A 12,801-nucleotide genomic window follows, 5' to 3' on the forward strand; every position below is an offset into this window, starting at 1 on the left:
CTGGGCTGCTACGACGGTGAAGTCGATGGATTTTGTGGGTGAGGTGTTGCCTGCTTTGTCCGTCGCCCGGTAGGTCAGGGTGTGCCGGCCGACGTTGTTGACGTCGACCGGGGTTGTGTAGGGGCTGTAGGTGGCGTCGTCGAGGGAGTACTCGATTCCGGCCACGCCCGACTCGGTGTCCGAAGCCGTCAGCGTCACCTTCGCGCTGCCGATGTAGTTCCCGGAGTCGTCCTTCGTCCCGGACACCGTCGCTGACGTGTCCGGCGCAGTGGTGTCGTCGCCCGGCGCGGCGGTGACGATGAGCTCACCCGACATCATCTGGTGACCCGGCATCGCGCAGAAATAATGGTAGACACCAGGCGTGAGGGTGACTTCGGCCGTGTGCCTGCCTCCCTCGGAGTCGAAGGGGCTGGCCAGGATGTTGAGGCTGACGTCGGTGTTGTAGTCGGGGTTCGAGACATCGAACGTCAGGGTGTGCGACAACCCCGTCGTGTTGCCGGTCGCTGCGCTGCTCTCGAACACGATGGTCGCCTTGCCGGCCACCGCGGTGGTGGGGGCGGACGTGTACTTCATGTAATCGTTGCCGGCCGTCCAGGTGAGCACCTGGTCCGCTGTGGTCTCCGCCTCGTGGCTCACCGCCGCGTACGCGGCCGGCACGGCCAGCGAGAAAGCCGTGAAGACGACGGCCATCAGCGCCATCAGCACCGGATGCGCGTGGAACCGGTCACGTCGCGCGGATCTTGAGGGGGGCGGATCCGTCTTGGTATGGAGCAGTCTTCTGAACACCGCTGCACCTTTCGGGAATTCGCTTGTGCGGCACCGCGCAGGACTCGCGGTCCCGCCGGGTGGACGATCAGCCGCCGGGATGAGCGCGTTCGAGGTGCGAGTACTCCGCTCACCGGACCGGCGCCCTGGGCGGAACGGGGCGAGTGCCGCGCTTCAGTTGATCGCCCGCGCGTGACAACGGCGGCGGCCGCCGGCACTCACGAAGCGGCAACCACCCTGTCGCTGCGAGGCCGGTGGCACCGGGTACCCCGAGGGCGGGGTTCACGCAACCTCATTCAATGCGGCAACGGTGGGAAGTTAGCGGCTCTTTTGACTATCCGCCAAGGCCTATGACCACAATCCAACTAACTTTGACCTGAGTCTGGAAAAACTAGGGGTGCGCCCGTTACGGTGTGGCAGTCCCGAGGCGAATCCTGTTCGCCCAGCCGATCCGATCCCGGCCGTAGCCGGTACATCGAGCCCAGCCGGACAGCCTCCACCGGAGTCCGGTCCGACGACCACCCCGCCTGCCTCGCGGGGCCGAACGCCCGGCGCACCACCGCGTACCGCCGTAACGGGACAGCTGCCGTCGGCGGCGGCTCACACCACGACCACGAAACGCCTTCAGCGACGTGCGCGTTTCGAGGATTGGAGAGCGATGACCGACTTAGGCGTAGGCGCGAGACGCCTCTTCTCCCGGCGAGCGTTCGCCGCCGGGGCGGCCGCGGCGGCGGTCGTGCCCACGGTGCTCGGCACCGCCGCCGCCGTCCCGAAGGACAAGCCCGGCGAAGGAAGCGGTCAAGGAAACGACAAGGGCAACGTCCGCGACCTGACGCTGTACATGGAGAAGCTGCCGAACGGGGAGATGGGCTACGGCCTGCAGCCCGGTCAGGCGACGATTCCCGGCCCGCTCATCGAGCTGACCGAGGGCGACACGATGAACATCGAGGTCGTCAACAACCTGGACGTCGCCGCGAGTCTGCACGTGCACGGCATGGACTACGACGTCGCCAGCGACGGCACCAAGATGAACGACAGCGTCGTCGAACCGGGCGGCCGGCGGACCTACGTCTGGCGCACCCACGCCCCGGGACCGAACCACGACGGGACCTGGGAGGCCGGCAGCGCCGGCTACTGGCACTATCACGATCACAACGTGGGGACCGAACACGGCACTGGCGGCATCAAGAAGGGCCTGTACGGCCCCGTGATCGTACGACGCAAGGGCGACGTACTGCCCGACAAGCAGTTCACGGTCGTGTTCAACGACATGACGATCAACAACAAGGCCCACCACGACACCCCCACCTTCACGGCGGTCCGCGGGGAGCGAGTGGAGTTCATCGTCATCACACACGGGGACTTCTTCCACACCTTCCATGTGCACGGCCACCGCTGGGTGGACAACCGCACCGGGATCCTGCAGGGTCCGCAGGACGTGAGCCGGGTCATCGACACCAAGACCGTCGGCCCCGCGGACTCCTTCGGGTTCCAGGTGATCGCGGGTGACCGGGTCGGCGCGGGGGCCTGGATGTACCACTGCCACGTCCAGAGCCACGCGGACATGGGCATGGCCGGGATCTTCCTCGTGACCGAGGCCGACGGCACGGTCCCCGGCGGCATGTCCCACCACTAGAAAGCAGCGGCGGGGTCCCTGATGGGGCTCCGCCCCCGAAGCCACGCCCGTCAGGCCTGCCTGACGGCCTGACGGCGTGTACCAACCTGCCGCCGGTCGGTCCTCACCCGCCAGGACCCGAGGGGAACCTGACCTCCCTGCTCCGGCACCCGTCCTTCCCGGGCATCGTGACCGCCCGCCGAAAGCCGCCTCACCCGGCGCACGCCGGGCGCGGCCCTGCGGCAGCCCTCGCTCCATCCCCTGATCACTCTTCCGTTGCCGGATCGAGTCAAGGAGCAAACATGGGCAAGAGAGACCGGTTCGCCCTGTCAAGACGGAGCGGATCGCCGCCATCGCGACCTGCGCGGACCTCTCGTCACGCGTGGCCCTGGCGCCGCGCGGGCGTTCTGCTGTCCAGCGCCGCACTGACCGTGGGGCTGTCCGCGCTGCCCGCCTTACAGGCACACGCGCAGCCGCCCGCCGAGAGCAGCAGCCAGGACCAGGGCGCCGACACCGAGCAACAGGTGAACGTCCTGGTCTTCCACGGACCGGCCGCCAAGCAGGACGACCCGGTCAAGAAGGCCACGGCGGCGATCGAGAGCCTCGGCGAGAAGAACGGGTTCAAGGTCGTCGAGTCCGAGGACGCAGGTGTGTTCAACACCGACGACCTCGCCAAGTACCGAGGGGTGGTATTCCTGTCGGCCGACGGCGTGACGCTCAACGCCGAGCAGGAAGCCGCGTTCCAGTCGTACGTCAACAACGGCGGCGGCTTCGTCGGCGTCCACGACGCCGCACGGGCGCAGTCCGACTCCTCCTGGTTCACCGGGCTGATCGGCACCCGCCCGGCCCTGGGCCTCCCCGACCCCGAGAAGGTCGTCGAAAGCGCGGTCAACAGCGAGAACCCGCCGAACGAGACCAAGGACAAGCTGTTCGACGGCAAGAACGACACCAAATGGCTGGCCCGTACGCCGACCGCCTCGGTCACCGTGAAGCTGGACAAGCCCGTCGCGGTGGTCAACTACGCGTTGACGTCCGCCAACGACTTCGCTGGACGGGACCCGAAGGACTGGAAGCTGCAGGGCTCGCAGGACGGGGAGACCTGGACGACCCTGGACACCCGGGCCGGCGAGACCTTCCCGTCGCGGTTCCAGACCAGGCAGTTCCAGTTCACCAACAGCACGGCCTACCAGCACTACCGGCTGGACATCACCGCCAACAGCGGTGAGCCGCTGACCCAGTTGGCCGAGCTGCGGCTCTTCAGCGCCAACCCGACGCCCCCGCAGGATTCCAAGGTCCAGCAGGCCGTCGTCGACGTGACGGACCGTCAGCACCCGGCCAACAAGGGACTTCCGCTCAACTGGACCCGCTCCGACCAGTGGATCAACTGGGACCCCAACCCGATCGGCAAGGTCCACACCGTCGCCCAGGTCGAGGAGTGGAAGTACAAGCCGGGGCTCAGCGCCAACGGCCCGTTCCACCCGATCTCGTGGTGCCGGGACTACGACGGCGGCCGCTCCTTCTACACCGGCATGGGCCGCACCGAAGAGAGCTACACCACCGACACGAAGTTCCAGAGCCACCTCCTCGGCGCCATCCAGTGGACCACCGGCATGGTCCGCGGCGACTGCCAGGCGACCATCGCGTCGAACTACACGACCGAGCGGCTGACCGCCCAGAACCAGGCGGGGCAGCTGGACCAGATCGGTGAGCCGCACGGTCTCACCATGGCCCCCGACGGCAAGGCCTTCTACATCGGCAAGGCCGCCTGTCCGTCCGGCCCGATCGTCGACTGGAACAACCCCAAGGTCGGACTGGGCTGCGGCACCATCCACCAGTGGGACCCCAAGACCAAGAAGGTCAAGCTGCTCACCACACTCGATGTGATGGGCAACCGGGGCAGCGGTGACGAACTGGTCAAGAACGAGGAAGGCCTCGTCGGCATCACCCTCGACCCGAAGTTCGAGAAGAACGGGTGGATCTACATCTACTGGATGCCGCACGAGTCGATCGACCGCGACAAGCGGATCGGCCAGCGGACGGTCTCCCGGCTCACCTACGACTTCGCGACCGAGTCCATCGACCAGGGCACCCGCAAGGACCTGCTGCACTGGGACGCCCAGATCCACAGCTGTTGCCACGCCGGTGGCGGCATGTCCTTCGACAAGGACGGCAACCTCTACATCGGCTCCGGTGACAACAACTCCTCCGGCGGCTCCAGCGGTTACTCCGGGAACAACTGGACCGCGGACTACAAGGGTGTCTCCTTCCAGGACGCCCGCCGCACCTCCGGCAACACCAACGACCTCAACGGCAAGATCATCCGCATCCACCCCGAGTCCGACGGCACCTACACCATTCCCAAGGGCAATCTCTTCGCGCCGGGTACGGCCAAGACCCGCCCCGAGATCTACGTGATGGGTGTCCGCAACATCGCACGGCTCTCCGTCGACCCGGTGCACAACTGGCTGAACGCCGGCTGGGTCGGCCCGGACGCGGGAGCTTCGGACCCCGAGTTGGGCCCGGCCAAGTACGAGACGGCCACGGTCATCACCTCGGCGGGCAACCAGGGCTGGCCGTACTGCATGGGCAACCGGCAGCCCTACCGTGACCGCAGCAACACCGACGCCAGTGTCCTCACCGGCTGGTACGACTGCGCTCACCTCAAGAACGAGTCGCCGCGCAACACCGGCCTGGTGGACATCCCGCCGGCCCGCGACAACATGATCTGGTACTCGCCCCAGGGCGGCGGCCCGGTCTTCCCCGAGCGCTCCGACGGCAGCGGGATCCCGTCCTACGTCGACAGCGAGGCCACCTACACCCAGCCGTACCTCAAGGGCGGCGGCCAGGCCGTCATGTCCGGTCCGACCTACCACCGCTCCCAGGTGGACACCAAGAGCGGTGCCGCCTGGCCGGCGTACTGGGAGGACAAGTGGTTCATCGGTGACGAGTCCAACGCCGACAACCGGGTCGCGGTGACCCTCGACCCGGACCACATCACCGACCAGGGCGCGCCGGCCTTCGGCGAGGACCTGCGCAGCATCATCGCGCCCGGCAGCGGCGGCACCCAGTTGCAGAGCTGGATGGACGCCAAGTTCGGTCCCGACGGTGCGCTGTACATGCTCGACTACGCGGGCGGCTTCTTCAGCCTGCACTCCAACCAGAAGCTCATCCGCATCTCCTACCACGGTGGCCCGGCCACCCCGAACCCGCAGGACGCCGGGGCGCGCGTGGTCACCCAGAGCAAGCCCAAGGCGGTGGCGTTCTCCGGTGCCAAGGTCGGCGGTGTGGCCTGGGAGTGGGACTTCGGTGACGGCAGCGCGCCGTCGCACGAGGCCAACCCCACGCACACCTACGCCGACTACGGCACATACCACGCGAAGCTGACCGTCACCTACGCCGACGGCGAGAAGTCCACCGCGACGTTCGACGCCAAGGCCGGCTGCCCCGCGCCCGACGCCCGGCCGACCGTCAAGCTGCTCGACACCGACACCGGCGTGGCCAACCACACCGCGGGTGGCGGCTGCACCGTCAACGACCTGATCGACGACGAGGCATCCTGGCCGAACCACGGCGAGTTCGTCAGCCACGTCAACGCCGTGGTCAACGACCTCCGCAAGGAGGACGTCCTCGACAACCGCGAGTCGGCGGCGATCAGCAAGGCGGCGGCGCAGAGCGAGATCGGCAAGGTCGCCGGGTACCAGCCCATGTTCGACGGGAGCGCGGCAAGCCTGGCCGACTGGCGGCAGGCCGGCCCCGGGAAGTTCTCCCTGCAGCCCGACGGCACCATACGCAGCTCCGGCGGACTGGGCATGCTGTGGTACCCCAAGCAGGAGTTCGGGGACTTCTCGGTCAGGCTCCAGTTCCGGGACGTGGCTCCGGGTACCGGTAACGCCAACAGCGGGGTCTTCACCCGGTTCCCGGACCCGCGGACGCCGCTGGCCGACCGCCCGGCCGGCAGTTGCGGGACGGTCGGCTCGGCTCGTACCGCCCCCGAGTGGGTCGCGATCTACTGCGGTCAGGAGATCCAGATCTACGACGGGGCCACGGGCGAGGTCCAGAAGACCGGCTCGGTGTACAACTTCAAGCCGCTGGGCCTGGACAAGGCGGGGGTGACCCCGAAGGGCCAGTGGAACGACTACGAGATCCGCGTGGTCGGGCAGCACTACACGATCATCCGCAACGGCGTGGTGATCAACGAGTTCGACAACACGCCCGGCAAGTCGTCCTCTCGGGCGGGTGACCCGCCCACGGACCTGCGCCAGTTCCTCACCGGGTACGTGGGGTTGCAGAACCACAGCGACAACGATCTGATCGAGTTCCGTAACATCCGGGTGCGGAACCTGTAGTCGCACAGCGGCCGGTGCCGGGCTCGGGGCAACAGCCCCGAGCCCGGCTCTTTTCCGCCAGGGAGGTTCGGCCGCCGGCGTGAGCCGCTCGGGGATGCGGGTGGCCGTGATGGCTTCGGTGTGGATCGGCTCGGGCGACCGGTAGGCAGGCCGGAACGATCCGTACCGCATCTCAGCGCCGCGAACTCGGTCGCATCTTCGAGTGGCAGACGGTCGACCTATAGTTGGCGTCATGAGCCGTTGGAACCAGTTGACCGGGGGGACGTCCGGGCAGGACTACGCTGCACGGTTCGCGGCCCTGGCCCGTAGCGGGAAGGATGTGCACGGTGAGGCGCGGTTCTGCGCAGCGCTCGTGCCTGCCGGAGCGCGGGTGCTGGACGCCGGGTGCGGTACCGGACGGGTCATGATCCGGCTTGCGGAGCTGGGGTACGACTGTGTCGGGATGGATCTCGATGCGTCCATGCTCGCAGTGGCGCAAAGGCAGGCGCCGGGTCTGCCCTGGTTCCAGGTCGATTTGGCCGGGTTCGAGCCGGACCTGCTCGGCATCGCAGCGGGCTTCGATCTCGTGGTCGCGGCAGGCAACGTCTTCCCGTTGCTCGCTGCCGGCACCGAGGCCACCGTGGTCAAGCGCCTGGCCGCGATCCTGCGCCCGGGTGGCCTTATGGTCGCCGGCTTCGGCCTGGACGAAGCCCACCTGCCCGTGCCGCCGACCATCACCCTGCCGGAGTACGACGACTACTGTGCCGCGGTCGGCCTCACCATCGTCGACCGCTTCGCCACCTGGGACGCTGACCCGTACGAGGGCGGCGGGTATGCCGTGAGCGTCCACCGCCGGTGAGGTTGTGCGGGACATCTCGATCATCGCGTCCGTCAGGCGACCGGCAGCTCCTCCGAGCAGTCCGCGAGTACTTCCCTGAGGTAACCGGTTCTCATGAGGAGATGCTGAGAGCACCCCGCGGACCTCGACCTCAGGGTCGTGGTCCGCGCTGCGTGTTCGTAGCTGATGGTGATGCCCAGGGCCTCGTAGAGTGGCCTTTCTTGTCAGCGGCGGCTTCCGGAGCCGCGCCGCATCGGTCGTCGAGGGTGGTGCTTGCCGGATCAGGGGCGTACATCGACGTAGTCACCGGTGGCCTTGGCCGGGCCGGTGGTGGTGGTGCCGGTGAAGTTCCAACGCCAATAGCCGTCCTTGACTGCCTTGACCCTGGTGCGCAGGGTGCCGGTGTTGCTGGTGTTCACCGTGGCCACCGTGGTGTAGGTGCTGCTGCCCTTCGGGCGGAACTGCAGTTTGACGGCTTGGCCCGCGTATCCCGCATACCGGTATGTGTCCCAGTTGGCCCGCACGAGCTTGCCGGTGACGGTGATATGAGAGCCCTTGGCCACCGGTTCCGGTGAGGCGTTGACCGTGAGCCGCGCGGCACGTTTGAGGCGGAACGACCCCACGCCGGGGGCAAAGACCGAATCGCCGTCGTTGGCGTCGACCAAGGCGTCGACCGACCATGCTCCCGCGTTGGCGTTGGCCAGGTCCACCGGATCGTCGCTGCCCGGGGCCGGGTGGGCGTTGGCGGTGAACACCGACGTACATGCCGTCGCGCTCTCGCAGAACGCGTCGGTGGTGTAGAAACCGCCGTGCGGCCCCTTCAGATCCACATCGACGAAAGACAGGCCGGAGTCGTCCGATCCGGTGACCGTGACCGGGAACACCACGTTGTGCGTGATACCCACGATGACGTCATGTCCGGAGTTGACGGTCGCACCGCTGACCACCGGATCGCTGGGCGCGGTACGGGACGTGGCATCGGCCGAGGCGCCGGCCCCCGCCAGCAGAACGGCGACTGCCCCCACCACGACACCGCGGCTTGTCGCGCGGCCGACGGGCTTGCGCCGTAGGGAACGTGCGGCGGCGATGTCGCGCCCGTCGCTTTGTCTGTCGTCAGGTGGTGCGGCGAAGCGGCTCATGAATCCTCCCAGGGATGACATTGCCCTGCTGCAACCACCCCATGAGGGAATGCAGTTGGTGGCGAGCGCGGGAGCCGGATGTGTGTCACTCCCTACGACTGCCGAACCGGCCCGATCGTTGCCCCCGACTGGGCGGGAAAGCGACCCGATACCTGCCACGGGAGTCGGACGGCAGACGGACAAGACGACAGGACCGGCACCGCTTCACCAGTGACCCGGCGTCGGCGGCGACGCGGACGTGCTGCGAGGCGAGGGCTCATCCAGCCGCCCCGGAACGGTCGGCGATTGTTGCCCGGACCAGGTGGACGAGAGTGCTGCAACGCGTCCGGTGATGCCGGAGACTGTGCAGTGCTGTTGCCTGTGTGAGGCGTGAGGAGCCGTACCGTCATGAGGAGAAGCACCCGGTCCGACGCCTCTCCCGGACGCCGACGTCTGTGGATCTCGGAGAGCGCGCGCGGTCGGGTGACGCCGATCGAGCTCTTCTTCGACCTCGTGTTCGTCTTCCTCGTCACCCAGGTCACGCACGCGGTGGAGACCCACCATGGTTGGGAGGGGCTGCTCGAGGGCCTGTTCCCGATGGTGGTCGTGTGATGGATGTTCAGCGGGTTCGGGTGGCTCACCAATGCGGTGCGGCCGGATGCCGTGCAGGTACGGCTGCTGCTGACCCTCGCGATGATGGGCTTCTTCATCATGGGTCTTGATGTGCGGTATGCCTTCGACCCCGAGGGCTGGGCGTTCCCCGTGGCGTACCTCGCCGTGGTCGCCATCCACGGACTGGTCTAGCACGGCGACGTTCCTCGTCGGCCACGCCCTCTACCGAGGCCTGCTGAAGAGCGGACGCATCGCCGACCGCATCGTCGGTGCGGTGTGCGCGGTGCCGCTGGGTGTGGCGACCACTTTCTCGGGCTGGGCGGAATGACCGCCGTCGTGGCCGTCCTCGTGGTCATCGCCACGGTGGACCACCGGCCGGCCGCACAAGGGACCAGCCCTGGTAGGCACCCGGCGAATGCGTAGAGGCCCGTGCCGTGTCACGTGTTGTATCGAGGGGATCCGGTCCGTGAGCGGCTGCGCGCCCGGTGTCCCGAATCCCTCCGCCCTCTGCGCGGGCGTCGGTTCTTTCGGGAGCCCCAGCAGCGCCGGCGGTTGCCGCGAGCGTCGGTGAGGAGTCAGCCGAGCACGTGTTCATGCCGCAGGCAGGGAAGAAGCGAGCGCCGCAGCCACTTGTCTCGCGCTCGGGCAAGCCTTCGAGCACTAACTCTGGTATGCAGCCTCTCTTGCAGGGGGCTGGCGGCCCGAGCCGTTACGGCTACCAAGTAGAGGGTGGCAGGGGCGGCAAGGAAGACGTCCGGAGCGCGTTCCGAACCGACCGTACGCGGCACTTGAAGTCCTAGCTCCTGCTGGACCAGTACGGCATCAGCAATATTGCCCACCCCGCCACCCCTGCTGCGGTAAGCGGATTGCGATCGCGGCGCCGTGCGCGCCTGGATCGAGCACGGCAGGAGCCCGTAACTCGGGCTTGCTACTGGCCGGATGGCCCTGCGGGAGCGCCGAGGCCGTCGTGCCGGCCTCGGCGCTTCGTGAGGCAAAGGTCTCGCGGCACGCCCGCACCGCTCTGTGCTGCCCGGCTCGTTCGTCGCGGTCCGCGTGTTCCGCGAGGATGCCGAAGTTCGCCGAACCGCCGCCCATCTTGCCGGCGGTCGGCGGCGATCCGTGCCACCGGCAGCAGCGCCCGGTTGTCAGGCGGCTGCGCGCTCGCCGGCGCGGCGGCGGCGCAGACCCGCGGTCTGCAGGGCGGGCGGCATGTAGTCCTGGTCGAGGGTGCCGACGTCGGTGCCGGGTGGGACGATCTCGTCGATCCGGTCCAGGAGGTCGTCATCGAGCTGGACGTCGAGCCCGGCGAGAACGTCGTCGAGGTGGGCCATCGTGCGCGCCCCGGCGAGGGCGCTGGTGACGCCGGCGTGGGCGGTGGTGAACGCCATGGCGAGGTGGGTCAGCGGCATGCCCGCTTCCTCGGCGAGGGAGATGAACCGCTCGACGACGTCGATGCGGCGCTCGTCGTTGACGTGTTTGACGAAGCCCGCGCGGATCAGGGTGTTCTCCTGGTTCCTGCGCACGCGGCCGGTGAGCATCTCCTGCGCGAGGGGACCCCACACCATGACACCCATACCGTAGCGCTGCGCGACAGGCAGGACTTCGCGCTCGATGCCCCGGTTGAGCAGGGAGTAGGGAGGCTGCTCCGTGTGGAAGCGCTCCAGACCCCGGCGCTCCGCGACCCACGGCCTGCTCGCCCCTCGCGGGGGCGGGGGCTCCGAGCGCTGACCCGCTGAAAAGATGCTCCCGCGCGATACCGAGAGCAGCCAGGCGGTCCGGAGGCGCGTTGCCGCAGCGACCTTGAGATTTGTTCGCTCACTGTTTCCAAGTGATGGTCAGCAGGTGACTGTGCGGGGAAGGATGGTCGCCATGACGGATGAAGGCTCCTCCATCGACCCCAGCAAGCCCAGCATCGCCCGCGTGTATGACTACCTCCTCGGTGGCAAGGACAACTACGCCGTGGACCGGGAGATAGGCGACGTGTTCAAACGTGACCTTCCTGGTTCGGTAGCCATTGCCTTCGCCAACCGCGCGGCCCTGATCCGGGCGGTCGGAGAGATCGCGACGACCACTGGGGTGCGGCAGTTCATCGATCTGGGCAGTGGTCTTCCGACCGCCGACAACGTCCACCAGGTCGCGCAGCGGCACGCTCCGGAGTCTCGGGTCGTGTACGTCGACACCGACCCCCAGGTGCTGGTCCACGGACGTGCACTGTTGCAGGAGAACGACCGGACCCGGGTCGTCGCGGCCGATGTGCGCGACCCCGACGACATCCGTCATCACCCTGACACCCTGGAACTGATCGACTTCGATTGTCCCGTCGCCGTTATGTTCAGCGCCGTCCTGCACCACGTCAACGACGAGGAAGACCCGGCCGCAATCGTCCGCTACTGGCGCGACCACGTGCCTGCCGGGAGCTACTTCTTCGTCAGCCACTTCCGTTCCGGCGACAACCCGGAGACGGCGGAGGCCGAGGGAGTCCTCCAGCAGACGTTCGGCCGGGGCCGGTGGCGTACCGACGAGGAGATCGAATCCCTGCTGGACGGCCTGGAGATCCTCGATCCCGGGATCGTCCCCGCGCCCCTGTGGCGTCCTGACGCGGTCGCCGGCCCGCAGCACGGCAGCGGCGAACGGGAACTCACCGTCTGGGAGCGTCTCATCGCCGCCGGGTTGGCCCGGAAGTCCGGCTAGCCGGCGGTGCCGACGACGTACCACGTTGTCGCTGGTCACCCTCCCGGGACCCGCGGCGTTGACGCGTACGTTCCGTGAATGCATCGAGTTGAGCCGCGGATGACGCAATCATGTCGTCAGCGACGAACGAAAGAACGCGCGTCAGAGAAAAGGTAAAGCTTTCCCAGGGCCGACCTCCTCCTCGCAGGGTTCGGTTCACATCAATTCCGTAGGTATCCTTCGCGAATCTTCCGGGAATCGACTCGCCGGATTCAACCAGCGGGCCGTCCGAGATATCATGTTGTCATGATCTGGGAAATACTGATCCTGGGTTTCGTACTCAGTCTCGACAATTTCCGGGTCTCGATCGCGCTCGGCACCGTCCCATTCGGTCTGAAGCGTGCGGTGCAGGTCGCCCTGACTTTCGGGCTGTGGGACGCGGTTATGCCCCTGGTCGGACTGTTGATCGGCCGCCAGATCGGGGAGTCCGTCGGGAACGTCGCCGATCTGGTGGGCGCGGTCGCGCTAGGCGGGTACGGTCTCTACCTCGTCATCTCGGCCCTTCGGAACCCCGAGCCGGACGAGATGGACCACCCGTGGGCGCTGTTCGGCATCCCGTTGACGCTGAGCCTGGACAACCTCTTCGCCGGGGCGAGCCTGGGGATCGTAGGCCTCTCGCCGTGGTTCTCGGCCGCCGTCTTCGGCGTCATGACAGCGGTGTTGTCGCTGTTCGGGCTGCGGCTCGGGCGGGCCGCGGCGCGCCTCGTCCGGATCCGCTCGGACCTGCTGAGCGGGGTCACCTTGATCATCGCCGCTGCCGTGCTGCCGTTGTGGTCCGGCGGCTAGTGCTGTGGCCGG

At 67.7% G+C, this 12,801-nt stretch carries 7 protein-coding genes and 4 pseudogenes; 8 read left to right on the plus strand and 3 right to left on the minus strand.

Annotated features, from left to right (window positions below; translation table 11 throughout):
• Nucleotides 1–699 (minus strand): OmpL47-type beta-barrel domain-containing protein (locus IEZ19_RS41360; protein ID WP_444545204.1); only part of this gene is annotated, 699 nt, incomplete at its 3' end.
• A 724-nt stretch (nt 700–1,423) separates the two neighbouring features.
• Between IEZ19_RS41360 and IEZ19_RS41365 the strand changes: the two genes are divergently transcribed.
• The 5 genes and pseudogenes from IEZ19_RS41365 to IEZ19_RS41375 all read left to right on the plus strand — a co-directional run bounded on the left by IEZ19_RS41365 (nt 1,424) and on the right by IEZ19_RS41375 (nt 7,564).
• On the plus strand, nt 1,424–2,401 hold the full coding sequence (locus IEZ19_RS41365) for a multicopper oxidase domain-containing protein (RefSeq protein ID WP_189316546.1): 978 nt from the start codon (nt 1,424–1,426) through the stop codon (nt 2,399–2,401).
• Nucleotides 2,402–2,682: 281 nt separating this feature from the next.
• Nucleotides 2,683–3,630, plus strand: a pseudogene (locus IEZ19_RS53870) (ThuA domain-containing protein); the annotation flags it as partial.
• A gap of 3 nt (nt 3,631–3,633) precedes the next feature.
• Nucleotides 3,634–5,583, plus strand: a pseudogene (locus tag IEZ19_RS41370) (ThuA domain-containing protein); the annotation flags it as partial.
• Nucleotides 5,584–5,592: 9 nt separating this feature from the next.
• A pseudogene (locus tag IEZ19_RS51680) lies at nt 5,593–6,726 on the plus strand (3-keto-alpha-glucoside-1,2-lyase-like domain-containing protein); the annotation flags it as partial.
• 232 nt (nt 6,727–6,958) lie between these two features.
• Entirely contained in the window at nt 6,959–7,564 is a 606-nt protein-coding gene (locus IEZ19_RS41375; protein WP_189316548.1) for a class I SAM-dependent methyltransferase, read from the plus strand.
• A 260-nt stretch (nt 7,565–7,824) separates the two neighbouring features.
• Here IEZ19_RS41375 and IEZ19_RS41380 read toward each other — a convergent pair whose 3' ends face one another.
• Nucleotides 7,825–8,682: a calcium-binding protein gene (locus IEZ19_RS41380; RefSeq protein WP_229841448.1), complete on the minus strand. Its 858-nt coding sequence runs from the start codon at nt 8,680–8,682 to the stop codon at nt 7,825–7,827.
• A 387-nt stretch (nt 8,683–9,069) separates the two neighbouring features.
• Here IEZ19_RS41380 and IEZ19_RS51685 point away from each other — a divergent pair.
• Nucleotides 9,070–9,465 (plus strand): annotated as a pseudogene (locus tag IEZ19_RS51685) (low temperature requirement protein A).
• 953 nt (nt 9,466–10,418) lie between these two features.
• Here the strand turns inward: IEZ19_RS51685 and IEZ19_RS41395 are convergent.
• Nucleotides 10,419–11,039 (minus strand): aldo/keto reductase, encoded by a 621-nt coding sequence (locus IEZ19_RS41395; protein ID WP_189316570.1) that lies wholly within the window; start codon nt 11,037–11,039, stop codon nt 10,419–10,421.
• Between the two features lie 103 nt (nt 11,040–11,142).
• On the opposite strand from IEZ19_RS41395, the gene IEZ19_RS41400 reads away from it, so the two are divergent.
• A complete protein-coding gene (locus IEZ19_RS41400; RefSeq protein WP_189316551.1) occupies nt 11,143–11,964 on the plus strand; it encodes an SAM-dependent methyltransferase in 822 nt (273 codons plus the stop codon).
• A 285-nt stretch (nt 11,965–12,249) separates the two neighbouring features.
• Nucleotides 12,250–12,789: a manganese efflux pump MntP gene (locus tag IEZ19_RS41405; RefSeq protein WP_189316552.1), complete on the plus strand. Its 540-nt coding sequence runs from the start codon at nt 12,250–12,252 to the stop codon at nt 12,787–12,789.
• Nucleotides 12,790–12,801: the final 12 nt, after the last annotated feature.

The sequence above is a fragment of the Streptomyces brasiliensis genome, assembly GCF_014647875.1.
Lineage (GTDB): Bacteria > Actinomycetota > Actinomycetes > Streptomycetales > Streptomycetaceae > Streptomyces > Streptomyces brasiliensis.